Below are 17,701 nucleotides of genomic sequence, written 5' to 3'. Positions count from 1 at the left end.
ACCTAGACCGGGTCCCAGGCATTACGGTTGTGCAGTGGCGGCAGCCGATCGGCTGAGAACGGCGGTCGCGGAGCGCGCGAGAATCGCGCCCGTGACAGCAGTTCGACCCCACCCGGGAACCCCGGCCTACAACGCGGTGGAAGGCCGGATAGTCCACGATGCCGATGCTCACGTGATGGAGACGCCTAACTGGCTGCGCGACCACGCCGACCCAGCCATACGGGATCGGATCCCCCCGTTGCGCTACCCCGGCGGCAATGAGCTCCGCCAGACCGGTGACCCCACCGAGCAGCAGCGGGATCTCGTCGCCGCGTTCGAGCGTCTCGCGGCCAGCCACCGTTCGTCTGAGTACCGGGCGGACGAAGCCGAGCAGATCATGTTGAGGAAGAATTTCGCGGCGACAGGGTCGTTTCTCGCCGAGGACCGCGGCAGGGCACTCGACCTTCTCGGGTTCTCGAGCCAGCTGGTGTTCAACACTTTCCACAACAGGCGCCTCTACGACTGGGAGCACTCGGGCGACACCGGGCTCGCCTACGGGACGGCCCGAGCCCACAACCGGGCCATGCTCGAGTTCTGCGCCGCGGACCCGAGGTTGCTGGCGACGGCTTACGTTCCATTGGCGGATTTCGGGGAGGCAGTCGAGATCGCGCATGGTGCTGTCCATGACGGGGCGGCCGCCCTTCTCATCGCTTCCGGATGCCCGGCAGGCCACTCGCCGAGCCACATCGATCTCGACCCGCTGTGGGCGATCGCGCAGGACGCAGGAATCCCCATCGTCTTCCACGTGGGCGGCACCGGCAACCTCGTCGACGCCAACTACTTTCGCAACGGCCTACCGGTGCCCCCCGACTTCCACGGTGGCGAGGAGAACTTCCGCTCCGTCGACTACATGGCGATCCCCCACCCGCCGATGCAGACGCTCGCGACGATGATCTTCGATGGGGTGCTGGAGCGCTTTCCCGATCTGCGCCTGGGCGTAATCGAGCAAGGCGCGATATGGCTGCCGTCCTGGATGCACCAGATGGAATCCGCAGTGGAGGCGTTCGCCAAGCACGAGCAGCGGCTGAGGACGTTGTCGCTCAGACCGTCGGAGTACGTGCGCCGGCAGGTCCGGGTGACGCCCTACCCGACCGAGGATGTCGGCTGGATAATCAGCGAATCGGGACCGGAGGTCTGCATGTTCTCCTCGGACTACCCCCATGTGGAAGGGGGGCGCAGGCCGATCGAGCGGTTCGAGGCATCGCTCGGCGACGCGTCCGAAGACGTCCGCCGGCGTTTTTACTGTGACAACTTCCTCGACATGATCGGGTCGGCCGGCACCGGTCTCGCACGCTGAGGCGGTGCTGGCCGGCGAGGCCCAACTTCCCCTCGCCGCCGTCGGCTACCTGACGGATTACGCCAACGGCGTCATCCCAGAACCCGAGCCGGTGGAGGCCCTGACAGCCCGCATTGCCGAGGCGCCGCGCGTGCTCGCCGGCGTGGTGCAGGATTCCCTGCCCCGAATCGGCCGTGTCGCGCCGGTGGGGACGGTGCTGCGGTTGTAGGTCCCTCTACATCTCGAGGACGAGGGCCTGTCTTCCGGGTCCACCCCCGGACCAAGGGGACAAACCTCCTGCAGGGCGATGACCTGCCGCCAGCCGAGGCTCATGCTGTCGAGCATGCACTGCCGAATCGTCTTCATGGAGAGCAAGCCGGGCGGGCTCGTCGTCGACGCCCTTACCTCCAACGGAGAGGCGCTGTCGCTGGACGCGCACGTGCCCGTGTCCACCTGGGGCTTCGCCGCTGCCCTGACCCTGGGTCGGTGGGCGGAGCTGGGATCCCAGGTGGAAGTGGAGCTCTACGACAAGCGGGAGATTCCCCGGGTCCGCCTTAGCGACGACGACCATCTGGTCGTGCTGGACCTGAGCCGCCGGGCCGCCGTTTCGCCTGATGCCGGGCAGCAACTCGATCAGTCGGAAAAAGAGCGAGCCGTTCGCGGTCCTCGCCGGCGTACCGTCGACCGGGTCGGTGGTCCAGGCAGAACGCCTGATACGAGCGGCGGATCACGGGCAGCGCCACGTTCCGCACCTGTGTGCCCCCGGGAGTGACCCCTCTCGGTGAGCCCCGTGCGCGTGGCCATGAATGGCCGGACGGCGGTTGCAGGCCTGAGTAGTAGAAGCCGGACAGGTCGTGGCGCCACGCCGCGACGCAGAACTTCGACCAGCGGACCACGCCGGGCAGGTCTTCGCCGGTAGCGGTGTCCCGGACGCGCCAATTCAGCCAGTCGGATCCTGCCTCGCTCACGGCGTAGGCAGCGAGCGACCCGTCGGGGCTGACCGACAGGTGGGTGAGGGCTACGGTCCCGTCCTCGGAGAGCCGGTTGGGATCGATGAGCACGCGGCCCTCGCCGGCGGGCAGGTCGCTCACGTAGAGGACCGACTGATCCTGAAGGCCGGTGTTGCGGGTCTGGAACCACCTCCCGCCCCGCTCGAACGGCGCACTCGCGCGCGGGTAGTCGGTGAGCTCGGTGATCCTGGCTCTCAGGGCCTGCCGTCCGGAAGCCCGGGCGAGGAACGAGTCGGTGAACCGGCGCTGCTGATCGAGCCAGGCCACGGTCTCGGGATCGTCGGGGTTCTCGAGCCAACGATACGGGTCCGGGACTGCCTCGCCCTGGTAGTCGTCGACGGTGTCGCTCTTGCGAGTGTCTGGGTAGCGGATGGGTGGAGCCTCCCTCCGGTTCTAGGGGGTGGTGGTCAAAGTAGAAGAGCGGTCGCCGTTCGAGGGGCAGACTGGGGCCCATGGCGACATCGGATCCAGTTCGGCGTGTGAAACCGGAAGAACGTACCGAGGCAGATCCCTCCCCCGGCATGATCCGCGAAAAGGCGATCGAGGTCGATGGCCTGTGGGCCGGCCTGGTGCGGACCGCCCCTGGCATGACGTCGGGGTGGCATCACCACGGCGAGTACGAGACCTCCATATATATCGCACAGGGAACTCTGCGCATGGAGTCCGGTCCCGGCGGTTCCGAAGTCGTCGAGGCGGTCGCCGGCGACTTCCTGCACGTCCCCAAGCATGCGATCCACCGCGAAGGAAACCCGGGGGATCAGGAGAGCCACCTCATCGTGGTTCGTGCGGGGCAGGGCACCCCCACGATCAACGTAGAAGGGCCGGCGGGACGGACGTAAGGTTGAGCTCGAGATAGGCGCCTGAGGGAGCCGCATGAGAACTACTCGGGACGCGTCCCGCAGGTTTTGGGACAGGGCGGCCCTGTCGAACCCGGCGTGGTACATCGCGACCGGGCACACGTCCGAGACCGACGACTTCTTCCGGCAAGGAGCGGAGGAGACCGACGCTCTACTCGCCCTATGCGGCATCGGATTGCAGCGCCACGAGACGACCCTGGAGATCGGCTGCGGTGTGGGGCGGATGACGCGAAGGCTTTCGCAACTCGCCGAGCGTGTCATCGCAGTGGACGTGAGCGCCGAGATGCTCCGTCGTTGCGAGGCAAATCTCGATGGCACATCCAACGTCGAGCACCAACTGGTTCCCGGCGACGGGAGCATGTCGGCGATCCCCGACGAGTCGGTGGACCTGGTGTTCTCCTACATAACCTTGCAGCACGTGCCGAGCCGGCGGGCTCAACTCACCTACCTGCGCGAGTCCGTCCGGGTGCTCAAGCCGGGCGGGCGGATGGCGATCCAGGTACGCGACTGCTCGTTGCGAGGGCGCGCGCTGGACTGGTCGGGGCATCTGGCTCACGCTGTCGCCAGGCGTCACACCCTGAGTTCATCCTGGCGCGGAGCTCGCCTGCCCGACAGCGCGATTCGCAGAACGCTCGAGCCCCTCGGCGTGGAGGTCTCGATCATGAGGCACCTCCGCCACCGCTGGGTCCTCGGCACCAAACCCTGACAGAAGGGATTCGTTTCACACCTTGGGCCACACACGACGGGGCGGATAGGCACTGGAGCCCTGCCCCGCCGGCTCCCCAGCGACGGAGGTGGAGAACCAACAGGTCGCGACGTGCGGGTCCCAGCCCGCTCGACAGAGGCGACGAGACGGGCGACTGACGGCATGCTGGAATGACCCGACGTGGGATCGTCTCGGGTGAGGATTGGCACGGGAATCGCCGTGTTCCTGGCAGCGGCCGCCGCCGTGTACTTGGCTTTCGTGAGCGTCGACAAGGTCGAGACAGGCCGCCTTTCGCGCCTCGTGGTGACCAAACCGCCGGCCGGGTTCAACCCCAAGCCCGCCGCAGCGAACACGGTGCCTGCGTCGTCCAGCCAGTTCGCTGCCGTGAAGGCCGCCGGGAAGCGCTCGCCGCACTCGACCGGCACCTACTCGATCGAATGGTCCGACTCGACCGGCGGAGGCAGCAACGCCGTCAGTCTGGTCGTCTCGGTGCTGCCAACCGCTGCTGACGCGGCCAAGGTGCAGTCCGAGGCCAAGAGCACCTACCTCAGCACAGGGAGCTTGAAATCGGCGTCGTACACCTACGCCGGCTCCGTCGCCGTGCCATCGATACCGGGTGCTTCGGCAGCGTTCTTCACGCCGTCGACTCTCACGAACCCCCCTGTGGTCGTCGTGGCGTTCCAGGTCGACCACGCGCAGGCGACGGAGTTCATCGGGGTCCCCGGATCGAAGCAGGCGATCGAAAACGAGGCTGTGTCGTTTGCGCATAGCGAGTACGAGCACTTGCGCGCCGTGCTCCCCGGGTTCAGCCTGGTGACGACGACGCGGCCGGTCACCGAATCGGTCGTCTACTGGGTGATCGTCGCGCTGGTGTTGTTGGTCGCCGTTTCGGGACCGGTACTGCGCCGGCGTGCCAAGGAACGGAGGCTGCAGGCGGCCGAACGGGCGCGCACCCAGCACAAGACCGTGCGTGGCAGCAAGATCGCGAGAAGGCAGGCCGCCCGCCGGCGCTGACTCAGCCGGCCGTCGCCGGTTGCGTGAGGTCGTAGACGGTCACTCCACCGATCGTCACGGCGCTGGAATGGGACTCCACCCAGGCGGTGATTGCCGATGAGTCACTGCTCACCTGCGGGCCTCCCGCGCCGCGAGGCCCGCCACGGGTCCCGCTGCCACCGCCGGCGATGAAGTAGTGGATCTTCCCTTCAGAGACGTACTTCTCGAACAGCGAGAGGGTGGGCCACGGGTCCGTGCCGTTGAATCCGCCGATCGACATGACGGGGTCGCCTGAGGCGAGTTGGTAGCCGGCGGCCTGGTTCGCGCCGACCGTCGCGGCCACCCAGGTGTACTTCGACGCGTCGGCGCGCAAGGCTGCGGTGAGCGCGGGGTTGGAGGTGGAACCGTTGAGGAGGCCGCCGACGCCGCCCGCGTTGTTGCCTGGGCCGGCGGCGTTGCGGGGCGGCGCGAACTGACCGCCGGCACCGCCCGGACCGCGTCCACCGGCGACGTTCGGGCCCGCCGACGGGATGGCGCCAGTGTGGGGAGTTGCCGCGGTCGACAGCGCGTACGCGGCCGGCCCGCCGAGGGCCGCCACGGTGACGAGCGCGGCGACGGCAGCGCCCTCGACCCGAGGCACCAGCACGAGCGCGGCCGCGGCACCCCGCTCCCCGACGTGCCGGCCGGGCCCGACCCGCTGGCCGATGAGCTGCCGCTCGATGCGCTGTTATTCGTGGTACCCGATGTGGTCGAGGCGCCGGCGGTGAACGTCGACCCGAGGATCGCCCCGGAGGTGAGTCCGACGGTAACCAGGGCTGCGGACGCCCAGAGCCTCGGCTTGCTGCGGATCTTGTCGAGTGCGGACATTTCATGGTCCTTTCTTTGGGGGGCCGGATCTGTCACCGGTCGAGGACAAGTCTGAAAGGACAGGCGCAGAGTTCGGTCCGGCAACGCTGGGAGTTCCCTCCGACTTCAGGCCCGACTGCCGGCTGGTCAGAGCGGCGCATTCTGAGGAAATTCAGAGGCGAATCACAGCCTCCGGTCAGGTGGATGCCCGAACCTTGGCTACATGACTGTTGTCGAGGAGGCACCGGTGGTACCGACGCGCGCGGTCGGGCCCCCAAGTCGGGCGGTGGAACGCAGGCGGCCTCGCAGGGGTGTCGCTGACGCGGTGTTGGTGGCGGGAGCGGTGGGGCTGGGCGCCTCGATGGCGCTGCCGATCAGCCAGGCATCGATCAAGGCGGTTACGGCCGCCGGCGGACTGGCGACTCTTGCCGGCGACGTGACCGCGATGGCCGGAACCTACCTACTTCTGATCATGGTCCTCCTGGCGGCGAGGATTCCCGCTCTCGAGCGGGTGATGGGGCAGGACCGACTGATCCGATTGCACCGGCGGCTTTCGAGCGCTCCGCTGCTCCTCCTCAGCGCGCACGCCGTGCTGACGACGCTGGGTTACGCGCAGGCCGGGCATATCGGTTTCTGGTCCGGCGCCGGCTCGCTCATCATGACCATGACATGGATCTTTGCCGCCGTCGTGTCGTACGTGATGATGATGGCGATTGCCGGTGTGTCGATCCGCGCGGTGCGCCGGCGACTCAGTTACGACACGTGGTGGGTCATCCACCTCTACACATACCTCGCGCTCGCGTTCTCGGTACCGCACCAGATCATCGACGGTAAGTCGCTGGTCGGGCACCCGCTTGCGCAGAGCCTGTGGACACTGTTGTGGCTGGCGACAGCGGGCGTCGTCGTCGTTTACCGGTTGATGTTGCCGATCGCCCGCAGCCTCTACCACCGGCTCGAGATCGTGCACGTCAACGTCGAAGGCCCGGGCGTGTACTCGCTAGTGGTGCGCGGCCGGCACCTCGACCGGCTGGCAGTCGCAGGCGGCCAGTACTTCGGATGGCGGTTCCTTGTGCGAGGCATGTGGTGGCACGCCCACCCGTTCAGCCTTTCGGCCATGCCACAGCCGCCGTACATGCGGGTGACCATCAAGGCGGCCGGCGACACGACAGCGGCGATCACCCGTTTGAGGCCCGGAACGAAGGTCGCGGTGGAGGGACCCTACGGCGTGTTCACCGACGAAGCCCGAACCCGCCTCAAGGTGGCACTGATCGGCGCCGGGGTCGGGGTCACGCCGCTTCGGGCGCTGCTCGAAGACATGCCGTCGGGTGTCGACGTGGTCGTGGTGCAGAGGGCGTCAACACGTGAGGATTTGGTGCACAACGGCGAGCTGGCGTCGATGGTGGCCGGCCGACGGGGCCGCATGGTCGAGCTCGTCGGCCGGCGCTTCGAGCACCGCCTCGACGACCCCGCCTACCTGCATCACGTGGTGCCGGACATCGCCACCCGCGAGGTGTTCCTGTGCGGTCCGGCCGGGTTCTCGTCAGGGGTGGCGAGGGCGGCGGGCGCCCTCGGGGTGGGACCGGAGGCCATCCACGCCGAGTCGTTTGAGTTCTAGTTGAGGAGAAAGACCTGCCGATGCGCCGTTACCAGCTCGTTCTAGGAGGAACCGCCGCGGGCGTTGCCGGGGTTCTGGCCTTCCACACGCAGAGCACCCATCTGACCATACCGTCGGCTTCGGCGTCCGGGGGTACGAGCACCACCAGCCCGAGCAGTACGTCGAGCACCGCGACCAGCGGGTCGTCCTCGTCAAACACCCCGACCACGGCGTCGGCCAGCCGGACGGCCACCAGCGCCGACCAGACCTTCCCATACGGCGACATGGCCGTCACCGTGACGGTCAAGGGAAACAAGATCGACAGCATCACCATGGCGACGCTCAACGAGACCGATGGCCGCTCGGTGAGCATCGACCATTACGCCATCCCGCAGCTCGAACGGCAGGTCATCAGTGCCGGCTCGACGAACATCAACGGCGTCTCCGGCGCGACGTTCACCTCTCAGGCGTTCGTGGACGCGGTAGCCAACGCCCTGACGAAGCTCGGGATCGCCTGATGAACACGCACCTCGAGCCCGTGATGGGGACGGTGGTCGGCATCACGAGCCCGGATCCCCTGCCCCCGGAGGGTGTCGCCGCCGCCGTGTGCGCGCTCCATGAGGCCGACCGGATCTTCTCGACGTGGAACCCGGAGAGCCCGATGTCGTTGTTGCGGGCGGGTACGGCTGAACTCGAAGACTTCGAACCGGCGGACGCCCGCCTGATCGTCGAGGTCCTCGAGCAGTGCAGGCTCGCGCGGGAGCTCACCGGAGGCGCATTCGATCCGTGGGCGATGCCCGGCGGGCCCGACCCGAGCGGATTGGTCAAGGGCTGGGCGGCGGATCGGGCGCTGCGCGAGCTCACGGGTGCCGGATGCAGGACCGTGATGGTCAACGCCGGCGGCGACATCGCTGTGGCCGGTTCACCCGAGGGTCACCCTTGGAGGATCGCGGTGAGGCATCCCGCCCAGCCCGACCGCTACGCGGCTGTCGCGGAGGTGACCGGGGCCATCGCGACCTCGGGCGACTACGAACGACCGGGACAGCTCGTCGACCCGTCCACCGGCCGCACCGCCCGTGTTGCAGCCTCAGCGACCGTCACCGGCCCCGACCTCGGGATGACCGACGCCCTCGCCACCGCACTCGCGGTGGCCGGCGAGGCGCTGCTGGGCGTCATCGACCGGACCGAGGGCTACGAGGCGTTCCTCGTAACGGATGCGGGGCGGTACTACGCGACGCCGGGCATGCAGTTCGCACCGGGCGCGGAACGGTCCGGGATCTGACCGTTGGTGCGAGCATTCGGGGCTGCCTGGTCGACCATGGACGTGACCACCGGCCCCAGCTCCGCTGGGTCCCAGCGACCGCCTTTGTCCGCGCCCGGGCCTGCGTGCCAGCCCTCGGCGACGCTTATGCGCCCGCCGGCGAGGTTGAACACCCGGCCTGTCACGTGCGCTGACTCGCTGCTCGCCAGCCAAGCGATCAGCGGGGCTACGTTGCTCGGGTCGCGCGGGTCCCAGTCCCCCGGCGTGGGCTCCGGGACTCCGCGCGCTCGAGCCAGTTCCTCGGTCATGCGGGTGCGGGCTCCGGGAGCTATCGCGTTGACGGTCACGCCGTAGCGGGCCAGCTCCATCGAGGCGATGATCGTGAACGACGCGATCCCCGCCTTGGCGGCCCCGTAGTTGGTCTGGCCGACGTTGCCGTAGATTCCGGAGGAGGAACTGGTGCAGATGACGCGGGCGTCGTTGTTTTCACCTTCCTTGGCGCGATCCCTCCAGTACTGCGCCGCCCAGTGCGTCGGAGCGAAGGTGCCACGCAGGTGCACTCGTATGACGTCGTCCCACTCCTGGGGCGTCATGTTCACGAGCATGCGGTCCCGCAGGATGCCGGCGTTGTTGACGAGGACGTCGAGGCCGCCGAAGGTGTCGATTGCTGATTGGATGAGACGTTGCGCTCCGTCCCAGTCGGAGACGTCGTCCCAGTTGACGAACGCTTCGCCGCCCATGTCCTTGATCTCCTGCACGACCTCGTCGGCGGGCCCGTGCGAACTGCCGGAGCCGTCTACGCCCGAGCCGAGGTCGTTGACGACGACACGTGCACCCTGGCGGGCCAGTTCCAGCGCGTGCTCGCGACCGAGGCCCCGGCCCGCTCCGGTCACGATGACGGTGCGGCCCTCGCAGATACCGGTCATGGCGTCTACCTCCTCTCGGCGCTCGGCTCCTTGGGCAAGCCGAGCGCTCTCTCGCCGATGATGTTCTTCTGGATCTGGCTGGTGCCCGAGTAGATGGTGCCGGCGCGGCTGGACAGGAAGATGTCCTGCCAGTCGTCGGTCACGTACCCGGACCGGTCGGAAACGTCGGAGGCGTCCGGGCGGATCATCGCGCCGGCGCCCACTACGTCGACGGCGATCTCGCCGAAGCGCTTGTGGAACTCGCTCCAGAACAGCTTGTTGACCGACGCCTCGGGGCCGGGCTCCTTGCCCTTCGCCAGGCCGGCGAGAAGCCGGAGGCCGGCGTAGCGCATTATCTGCACCTGGGTATACGACCAGGCGAGCTGCTGGCGCACGAGCGGATCGGAGATCCTGCCGTTCTTGCGGGCCAGGTCGATGAGGTCCCACACCTCCTGCTCGAAGCCGAGGTGAGCGGTGGTGGCATTGCCGCCGCGCTCGAACCCGAGGGTGGTCATGGCCGGCGCCCAGCCGTTGTTGAGGCCGCCGATGACGTTGAACAGAGGTGCCCTCGCGCCTTCCAGGAAGTCCTCGCAGAACCCCGACGCGCCCGACATCTGCCGGAGCGGCCGGACGGTGACCCCGTTCTCCGGTGAGAACGGCACGAGGACGTACGAAAGCCCTTTGTGCTTGGGGGCGTCGGGGTTAGTGCGGCAGATGACGAAGATCATGTTCGCCCTCTGCGCGCCGGAGGTCCACACCTTCTGCCCGGTGATGACGAGCTCGTCGCCGTCTACGACACCGCGCGTCTCGACAGCGCCGAGGTCCGAGCCATGGTCCGGTTCGGAATAGCCCTGGCAGTAGACGTCGATCCCCTCGACGATTCTCGGCAGGAAGTGCGCCTTTTGCTCAGGCGTGCCGTGCACGATGATCGCGGGTCCGACGAGCGTCTCCCCCATCCCGCGCCTGACCGGTGGGACGTTCTGGCGGCGAAGCTCCTCGAACCACACGGCGACGCGGACACCGTCCCACCCTCGCCCTCCAACGGCTTCCGGCCACTGTGGGCAGATCAACTTGGCGAGTTGAAGACGCGACTCCCACTCTTTGTGCAACGGATGGTCGAGAAGCTTGAGACGCTCGACACCGCGCCTTCCGCCGGCGACCTGCTGGCCACCCCAGTTGGTGAGCTCGTTGAGGCCTTCAGGCGAGTTGGAGCCGATCCAATCGCGCATCTCCAAACGGAACTCTGCGATTTCCGGTCCCAGATCGACGTCCATTGTCTTTCCCCCTGAGTCTTCCCCAACTACTAGATCAGATGCTGGTCCCGAGCACGAGAGTTCCGGCCGACATGAACATCCCGCCGACGCCTTGCGCCACGCTGACCTCGACGCCGGGAACCTGGTTGGCAGCCTCCTTGCGCAGCTGGCGCACCGACTCCTGCACGAGGAACATTCCGTACATACCGGTGTGGGTGTAGGACAGGCCGCCGCCGTTGGTGTTGAGCGGCAGGCTGCCACCCGGTGATGTGTTGCCTTCCTCGATGAAGGCGCCCGCTTCGCCCCGGTCGACGAATCCCAGGTCCTCGAGCCCGTAGATGGGAAGGTGGGCGAAGGCGTCGTAGACCATCAGGTGGTCTACGTCCGCGGGCCGGATCCCCGCCTCGGCGAATGCCTTCGCGGAGGAATTACGGAAGGCGGCCGAGGAGGTGAAGTCCTCCATCATCGAGACCATCGGCGTCTCTGAGGCTTCGCCGGTGCCCAGGACGTAGACGGCAGGTTTCGGTCCGGGCGTCGCGCGGGCGCGATCAGCGGAGGTGACGACGAGCGCGCCGCCGCCGTCGGTGACCAGGCAGCACTCGAGCAGGTGCATGGGGTACGCGATCACCCGCGACGCGAGGACGTCGTCGACGGTGATGAGGTCGCGGTGCATCGCCCTCGGGACGTCGGCCGCCCAACGCCGCTGGGCGACGGCGACGCTCGCGAGCTGCTCGTGGGTCAGCCCGTACTGCTTCATGTAGCGAAGCACGCCCATCGGGAACAGGGTCGGTGGCCCCACCGGCCCGTAGGGGACCTCGAACTGGCCCTGCGGTGAGGCGGGATCGGATTGGCGCCGCGCTTGGCCCACGCGCGAGCGACCGGACTCTCCATGGGTGATCAGCACGACTTCAGCGAGCCCCGTCGCTATCGCGGCAGCAGCGTGGCGGACGTGCACGAGAAAGCTGCAGCCGCCGATCGAAGTGAAGTCCAGCCACGTCGGCTCGATCCCCAGGTGATGGGCCACGACGATCGGAGATATCCCCGCTGACGCGACGCCGTCGACGTCCGCGATGGAGAGGCCCGCGTCGGCGAGCGCGAGCCGCGCCGATTCGGCGTGCAGCTCGAGCGCGGACATGTCGGGGACGACGCCGATACGGGTGGATTCGGCGGCGCCGACGATGGCCGACTTCCCCCGGACGGTCATGCTTGTGTCGACGGTGTGAAGACGGGGACGAGTTGCTCGCCATCCTTGCCGCGTGGTTCGAAGCGCACCTCGAGAGCCATGTCGAGTTGAAGCTCTTCGGGGGTGTTGGGGACGCCGACGATGTTGGTCATCATCCGGGGTCCTTCTTCGAGCTCGACGACCGCGATGGCGTAGGGCGCGTCTTCTTCGAATCCGGACGCCGGGCGGTGGTTGATCAGGTAGGTGTGCAGCCTGGCGCGACCCGAGGCTTTGACCCAGGTCACGTCAGCAGAGCCGCATCGCGGACAGGCGATGCGCGGGTAGAAGAAATGGCGCGAGCAGGAGTTGCAGTACTGGATCTTCAGCTCGCGGTTGTTGGCTGCCTCCCAGTAGGGGGCCGTCTCGGGCGTCGGCTGAGGTGCTGCTTTGCCGGAAGCGGGGGGCACATCCAGCTTTCTAGGCACGCGAGCTGCCGGCGCGCAACCGCCTACCCACCGGACAGCGCCGGCAGCGCGGCCGGCCTTCCACGCCATCTCCACAGCTCCGGCCATACGTATGTAGAGCCAGGCGTTGCCCACGCGGGTGGACGGGAAAGGACACGACATGGCAGATCGGCGCTTGCAGGTTCGCAAACTGGTGTTGACGGCAGGCTTGAGCTTGGCGGTCTCGGCCGGCCTGGCCGCCTGCGGCTCGTCCTCGAAGACAAGCCCGCCGGCCGCGCCCGCCCAGTCACCGGGGGCTGCAAACAACTCGACGGGTGCGAACGCTCCGAACACGACGCCTCCCACGCTCGCCCCCAGCGGCGGCGGGGTCTCGTACTGATCTTCGATCAGCCGTGCTAGCCGCGACAGCGCCGCCCCAACGCGAGCTGCCGGATCTGACACCGGTGGTGACTGATCCACCGACCCGCGCCCGGGGGGTATGGCTGGCGGCGCTCCTGTTGACCTCCGCTGCCGGCTGGCTCCTATTCCTGGGTTTGGCAGAGCTCGCCCGGGCGCATCTGATACTCCGGGCGTTCAGCTCGGCCCAGAGCCAGATGGTCGGTCCCGTCTTGACAGCTGTCGTAGTGACGACGTTCATGGCCGAGCGGGTGTGGCCGGCGGTCCCGCGCCCTGCGAGAGCTCGCGCCCACATGGTCGACGCTGCATACTTCTTCGTCTACGCGGCTGCCGTACCCCTGGTGACCTTGCTCAACACGGGCTTCGCGGTGGCTGTCGGCCGCTACGCCCACGTTCTGGTATTGGAGAGGCTGCCGTTCCTGCCGAAGGCGATGGGGGTCGCAATAATCCTCGTCGGCATCGACGCCATGAACTGGGTGGCGCACTGGGGCAACCACCGGTCGTCACCGTTGTGGCGGTTTCATGCGCTCCATCACTCGCAGGAGGAGATGAGCGTCCTCACGACATTCAGGACGCACCCGCTGACCCACGCTTCCTACCTACCCGCGCTGATCCCCGCGGTGGTGCTCGAGGCGAACGGGGCGGTGCCTACCGCCACATTGGTCGTGTACGGCAGCCTGGTGGCGGTTTCGCACGCCAACCTGCCCTGGCAATACGGGCCACTCGGTCGGGTGCTGATCAGTCCCGGGTTCCATCGACTCCACCACGCCAGTTCCGCGGTCGACGGTAAGCAGGTAGTCAACTTCGGGTTCGTGCTCACCGTCTGGGACCGCATGGCGCGAACCGCTGCATTCCCGGGAAGCACGACTCCCGTCCCGACGGGGATCGAAGGCAGGCCGGTAGCGGTGGAGCAGGCGGCGCCGGGTCGGAGGCTCCTGCCGTTGGTCGCCGAACAGTTGTCGCAGCCTTTCCGGCTACGAAGCGGACTGGAGGGATGACGGTGGTAGATGCATGGATCAGGTGGGCCGGCAGGATCTACGGCTGGTCGGACAAGGCTAAGGGGGCTCCCGTCACCAGAGACCTAGCTCTGCTCGGTGCCCGTGTAGCGCTCGCGTGGATCTTCATCTACCACGGGACCGCGACCCTCTTCGGTGCGTTCGGAGGACCCGGACTCCATCGAGCATCGATCTTCTACGGCACAGTTGCACATCTCCACCCGGCGACTTTCTTCACAGTCCTCGGCGGGATCATCGAGTGCTTCGGGGGCGCCGCTGTCGGGCTCGGCACCTTCGCACGGTTGGCTGCTGCGAGCCTCACAGGTGACATGGCCATGGCGATGCTGACCGTCACCTTCTCCAACGGGATCGCCTCCAATCTCCCCGGCGGCGGCTACGAGCTGAACCTCGCGCTCGCAACGTTGGCTTTCGTCGTCGCGATGCTCGGCACAGGCAAATTCTCCCTGGACACCGCCGTGCGGGCGACCTGGGAAAGGCGCCTCGCCTCCCGGCGCCTGGTCGCATCAGAGCGGTCAGCCATCGGCAGCGACGAAGGGTACGACAATCGCCCTGATCGACTCGCTACCTCGTAACCGGCAGGACGCCGACTCCGCCGTCACGACCCCGGCTCAGCAATTGACGACCGGGTGGTGGACCGGTGTCGCCGCGCTTGGGACGGTCGCTGTATTTCCCCTCGTCGAAATCCTCCGGGTAGCGGTCAATCGACCGGAAGTGACGCTCTACGGGGACCAGGCGCTCGTGGCTCTCGGAGCTCGACGGGCGGCCGCTTTCAGCCAGTTGCTCGGGCCTTACAGCAGGACCGGTTTCCATCATCCCGGGCCGGCGATGTTCTACCTGCTCGCACCGTTCGTCAACCTGCTCGGCTCGTCGGGCGCCGGCTTGTACGTCGGTGCGTTGGCCATCAATCTGGCCGCGATGCTCGCATCGGTCGGGCTGTTGTGGCGGCGCGCGGGACCCCGAACCGCGCTCTGGGGTGCCGTTGCGATCGACCTGTTCGCCTTGGCCCTCGGCGTGGGAACTCTGCGTGAGCCGTGGAATCCTTACCTCGTCGTGATGCCGATGCTGCTGTTCCTATTGCTGTGGGCGGTCGCTATGTCGGGATCGATAGGGTCGGCCGCCTGGGCCGTAGTCGTCGGTTCCTACGAGATACAGACCCACATCGCTACAACCGTCGTCGTAGTCGCGCTGTCTGCGACCTTGGTCGTACGGGTCATCCGGTCGAGCCGCTCGCATGCCCGCCCGACGGCACGATTCGGGCCGGCGGCGTGGATCGGCGCAAGCACCTTTGCCGCAATGTGGGTCCCGCCGGTGATCGAGCTCTTTCGGGATCATCCCAACAACCTCGCCTCGATGTGGGACTTCTTCACGAGCAACCACCAGACTGTGAACCCGCGCCAGTTGGTCGGCATCGCGGGAGATTCCCTGACGGTGCTGCCCTTCGGCAACCACGACTACGTCCTCGCGCTCCACCGCGGGTCGGTCGAGCTTCTCGCGGCGGCAGCCATGTTGGCGATAGCTTCGTGGGCCACCGTCCGGCTGGCCACGCGCCGTGGACTCGACCTACCGATCTTCTTGCTGATCGGTGCGGTTGTAACCGGCGGGCTCGGGACACTCTCGTTGAGTGCCAGTGACGGGCCCGTCTACTTGTACTTCGCGCTGTGGCTGTCCGTCGTCCCCCTGGTGGCATTGATCGGCTTCGGTACGGCGCTGCCCGGAGAGGGGCCTTTCCGGGCAGCCCGAGGTGCAGCAGCCCGGTGGTCGCACGGCTCCGTGATGACCTCGGGGCTCTTGGTGGCGGCACTGTTCGTGTCGGCAGGAGCAACGGTTTCGGACCTGGCGCTTCCTTCTGCGAACCGCACGATCGGATCAGGGCCCTGGCCGCCCGCCGACGCCGGTTCGGCTCGGGGCCGCCACCGCACTGTCGCCGATACCGCCAAAATCGACGAGGCCGTGCTCGGCGTGGTGAGGCGAAGTGATCGAACGGTCGAGTTGAACATCGCATCAGGCGGACTGTGGCCGTACGCGGCGGGACTGGTCCTGACGCTGGATGAGAGCGGAATCAAGAGCCGGGTTGCCTCCCGGACCTGGGTGTTGTACTTCGGTGACCAGTTCGTCAAAGCGAGAGTATCCCGCCTCCAGTTGGGCTTGTATCCGGACACCGACCCGTCAGCAATCCGAGGACTGGACGGGAAGGTGCTCGTACATGTCGATGGTGCACTCCTCACGTATCGCAGCAACACATGAGACCCGCGTTTCGTTCGATTGCGGAATCTCTCGCGGGCCCTCGCACGTATTGAACGCAACAACGTAAGGGAGGGTCTATGGCTTTGCAGGCGACGATCCGTCGCGCCGATTCTGCGGTTCGACAGTCAAGACTGAGGATGCTGACGGTTGCCGCGTTCGCGATGTCGATAGGACTGGTTGTTGCTGCTTGCAGCAGCGGCAACAAGGTCGCAGCGTCTGCGAGCGGTGGGGGTACCCAGACCGGCGCCTCGAAGCCGATCGTGGTCATCATGAGCAACCCGCGGTATGGGCAGATTCTCACAACGGCAGCCGGCTTCGCCCTGTACACCTATACGGCCGACGAACCGGGTGGCGCGGGCTGCGACGCCGCGTGCCTGAAGATCTGGCCGCCGCTGCTGTTGCCTGCCGGGGACACAGCGCCGGTGCCGGGCCCGGGAGTCACCGGTCTCGGGACGCTCCAACGGGGCAACCAGTTGCAGGTCACCTGGAATGGCCTGCCCCTTTATTTGTTCGTGACGGACAAGCAGCCCGGTCAGGTGACGGGTCAGAACGTCGTCGACCGCGCAGGCAAGTGGATACTAGCGACGGTTGCGGCTTCGACGGAAGCGCCGGGGACCACCGCCCCTGCCAGCCCGGCTGGGTCGCCTTCCAGCACCCGTCCGCCCGCGACCAGCCCCCCGACGACCAAAGCGCCCGCTGCGGAGACTCCGGCGACTCAGCCACCGGCAACCCAGCCCCCAGCCACATCTCCGCCGGCGACGAGCCCTCCAACAACCTCGCCCACGACCGTCCCCGGCTTGCCCTCCTACTGACGGCCAGCAACTCGACTGAATCTGCGCGGACACGACAAGCCGGAAGTATGGCGAGGTACATCCCAATCCGCAGTACGCAATCAGTCGTATACAGAGCGTGACGAGGGTGGGGCTACCTGTGGAGTGGATGACGGATGACGCCCTGCTCGCCGGTTTCTCGGCGGGAGGACCTGACGTTCAGCTCGCGTTCGTCCGGAGGTTTCAAGCCCACGTCTACGCGGTGGCCCTTGCAGTTGTCGGCGATGCCGTCCTCGCGGAGGATGTGGCCCAGCAGGCCTTCATCCGAGCCTGGAAGCGGTCCTCTACGTTCGACTCGAGACGCGGCACCGTCAGGGGCTGGCTCACCACTGTCACCAGGAACGCGGCGGTCGACATGCTTCGAGTGCGCAAGCCCGACCCTGTCGATCCTACGGACCTCATTCGCCTGCTCGGACCGGTCCAGGATGGGCCGGGAGAGGTGGCCATTCGCAACGAGGCGCACGCTCACCTCCGCTCGTGCATCCGGCAGCTGCCGCCCGAACAAGCCCGAGCACTGGTGATGGCCGGGATGTACCGGATGACCGCACAGGAAGTCGCCGATGCAGAAGGGATCCCGCTCGGAACCGCGAAGACGAGGATCAGGACTGCAATGACCCGGCTTCGGGAACGCCTCTCCTCGCCGGAGGTGGCCCATGACTGAGATGAACTGCACGCAAGTTCGGATCCTCGTCACCGAATACACCCTTGGAATCCTCGAACCTGCAGTGGCCCGCCAAGTGTCCGCCCACGTCTCGAGTTGCACCGCGTGCCGCTACGAGGTTGACGAGACCGGAGCAGTCGGTGACCAACTCCTCGATTTGATCCCCGATGCCGAGCCACCACTCGGGT

Annotated in this window: 21 protein-coding genes; 14 read left to right on the top strand and 7 right to left on the bottom strand. The window is 67.2% G+C overall.

From position 1 onward, the window contains the following. Positions 1-91 precede the first annotated feature (91 nt). Together VNF71_01750 and VNF71_01745 are read left to right on the top strand one after the other, a co-directional pair. Positions 92-1,336 (top strand): amidohydrolase family protein, encoded by a 1,245-nt coding sequence (locus tag VNF71_01750; GenBank protein ID HVA73275.1) that lies wholly within the window; start codon positions 92-94, stop codon positions 1,334-1,336. A gap of 4 nt (positions 1,337-1,340) precedes the next feature. Continuing rightward, positions 1,341-1,544: a hypothetical protein gene (locus VNF71_01745; GenBank protein ID HVA73274.1), complete on the top strand. Its 204-nt coding sequence runs from the start codon at positions 1,341-1,343 to the stop codon at positions 1,542-1,544. A gap of 325 nt (positions 1,545-1,869) precedes the next feature. Here the strand turns inward: VNF71_01745 and VNF71_01740 are convergent, their stop codons facing one another. After that, complete coding sequence (locus VNF71_01740) at positions 1,870-2,697, bottom strand: hypothetical protein (protein ID HVA73273.1); 828 nt, start codon at positions 2,695-2,697, stop codon at positions 1,870-1,872. 149 nt (positions 2,698-2,846) lie between these two features. Here VNF71_01740 and VNF71_01735 point away from each other — a divergent pair, with 149 nt between their 5' ends. From VNF71_01735 to VNF71_01725, 3 genes are all read left to right on the top strand, one after another. Further along, on the top strand, positions 2,847-3,164 hold the full coding sequence (locus tag VNF71_01735) for a cupin domain-containing protein (protein ID HVA73272.1): 318 nt from the start codon (positions 2,847-2,849) through the stop codon (positions 3,162-3,164). Positions 3,165-3,198: 34 nt separating this feature from the next. Continuing rightward, a complete protein-coding gene (locus VNF71_01730; protein HVA73271.1) occupies positions 3,199-3,888 on the top strand; it encodes a class I SAM-dependent methyltransferase in 690 nt (229 codons plus the stop codon). Between the two features lie 195 nt (positions 3,889-4,083). Continuing rightward, positions 4,084-4,902 carry a hypothetical protein gene (locus tag VNF71_01725; GenBank protein ID HVA73270.1) on the top strand — a complete coding sequence of 273 codons (819 nt, stop codon included), beginning with the start codon at positions 4,084-4,086 and terminating at the stop codon, positions 4,900-4,902. Position 4,903: 1 nt separating this feature from the next. On the opposite strand, the gene VNF71_01720 is transcribed toward VNF71_01725, so the two are convergent. Then, entirely contained in the window at positions 4,904-5,521 is a 618-nt protein-coding gene (locus tag VNF71_01720; protein HVA73269.1) for a hypothetical protein, read from the bottom strand. 429 nt (positions 5,522-5,950) lie between these two features. Here VNF71_01720 and VNF71_01715 point away from each other — a divergent pair, with 429 nt between their 5' ends. Next, entirely contained in the window at positions 5,951-7,342 is a 1,392-nt protein-coding gene (locus tag VNF71_01715; protein ID HVA73268.1) for a ferredoxin reductase family protein, read from the top strand. Between the two features lie 28 nt (positions 7,343-7,370). Here VNF71_01715 and VNF71_01710 read toward each other — a convergent pair whose 3' ends face one another. Then, the gene (locus VNF71_01710; protein HVA73267.1) at positions 7,371-7,607 is read right to left on the bottom strand and encodes a hypothetical protein; all 237 of its coding nucleotides are present in this window, start codon (positions 7,605-7,607) and stop codon (positions 7,371-7,373) included. Here VNF71_01710 and VNF71_01705 point away from each other — a divergent pair. Continuing rightward, on the top strand, positions 7,606-7,839 hold the full coding sequence (locus tag VNF71_01705; GenBank protein ID HVA73266.1) for an FMN-binding protein: 234 nt from the start codon (positions 7,606-7,608) through the stop codon (positions 7,837-7,839). The two genes, VNF71_01710 and VNF71_01705, sit on opposite strands and share 2 nt — an antisense overlap. Further along, a complete protein-coding gene (locus tag VNF71_01700; protein HVA73265.1) occupies positions 7,839-8,603 on the top strand; it encodes an FAD:protein FMN transferase in 765 nt (254 codons plus the stop codon). The genes VNF71_01705 and VNF71_01700 overlap by 1 nt, the downstream gene beginning before the upstream one ends. On the opposite strand, the gene VNF71_01695 is transcribed toward VNF71_01700, so the two are convergent. The 4 genes from VNF71_01695 to VNF71_01680 are packed head-to-tail and all read right to left on the bottom strand — an operon-like array spanning position 8,549 to position 12,807. Then, a complete protein-coding gene (locus VNF71_01695) occupies positions 8,549-9,508 on the bottom strand; it encodes an SDR family oxidoreductase (protein ID HVA73264.1) in 960 nt (319 codons plus the stop codon). The two genes, VNF71_01700 and VNF71_01695, sit on opposite strands and share 55 nt — an antisense overlap. A 5-nt stretch (positions 9,509-9,513) precedes the next feature. After that, positions 9,514-10,761, bottom strand: a complete 1,248-nt coding sequence (locus VNF71_01690) for an acyl-CoA dehydrogenase family protein (GenBank protein ID HVA73263.1) — start codon at positions 10,759-10,761, stop codon at positions 9,514-9,516. A gap of 34 nt (positions 10,762-10,795) precedes the next feature. Continuing rightward, positions 10,796-11,944 (bottom strand): hypothetical protein, encoded by a 1,149-nt coding sequence (locus VNF71_01685; GenBank protein HVA73262.1) that lies wholly within the window; start codon positions 11,942-11,944, stop codon positions 10,796-10,798. Further along, positions 11,941-12,807, bottom strand: coding sequence for a Zn-ribbon domain-containing OB-fold protein (locus VNF71_01680; protein ID HVA73261.1), 867 nt, complete (start codon positions 12,805-12,807; stop codon positions 11,941-11,943). The genes VNF71_01685 and VNF71_01680 overlap by 4 nt, the downstream gene beginning before the upstream one ends. A gap of 5 nt (positions 12,808-12,812) precedes the next feature. Between VNF71_01680 and VNF71_01675 the strand changes: the two genes are divergently transcribed. The 6 genes from VNF71_01675 to VNF71_01650 all read left to right on the top strand — a co-directional run. After that, the gene (locus VNF71_01675; protein HVA73260.1) at positions 12,813-13,760 is read left to right on the top strand and encodes a sterol desaturase family protein; all 948 of its coding nucleotides are present in this window, start codon (positions 12,813-12,815) and stop codon (positions 13,758-13,760) included. Next, a complete protein-coding gene (locus tag VNF71_01670; protein HVA73259.1) occupies positions 13,757-14,350 on the top strand; it encodes a DoxX family protein in 594 nt (197 codons plus the stop codon). Before VNF71_01675 ends, VNF71_01670 begins: the two co-directional genes overlap by 4 nt. 43 nt (positions 14,351-14,393) lie before the next feature. Further along, positions 14,394-16,022, top strand: coding sequence for a hypothetical protein (locus VNF71_01665; protein ID HVA73258.1), 1,629 nt, complete (start codon positions 14,394-14,396; stop codon positions 16,020-16,022). A gap of 137 nt (positions 16,023-16,159) precedes the next feature. Continuing rightward, complete coding sequence (locus VNF71_01660) at positions 16,160-16,834, top strand: hypothetical protein (GenBank protein HVA73257.1); 675 nt, start codon at positions 16,160-16,162, stop codon at positions 16,832-16,834. Between the two features lie 97 nt (positions 16,835-16,931). Then, positions 16,932-17,513, top strand: coding sequence for a sigma-70 family RNA polymerase sigma factor (locus tag VNF71_01655; GenBank protein ID HVA73256.1), 582 nt, complete (start codon positions 16,932-16,934; stop codon positions 17,511-17,513). Continuing rightward, on the top strand, positions 17,506-17,701 hold a 196-nt coding region (locus VNF71_01650), incomplete at its 3' end, for a zf-HC2 domain-containing protein (GenBank protein HVA73255.1). The genes VNF71_01655 and VNF71_01650, both read left to right, overlap by 8 nt.

This window comes from Acidimicrobiales bacterium (assembly GCA_035533095.1).
In the GTDB taxonomy this organism is placed as follows: Bacteria; Actinomycetota; Acidimicrobiia; order Acidimicrobiales; family Palsa-688; genus DATLUM01.
This window is presented reverse-complemented; position numbering and strand designations above follow the sequence as displayed.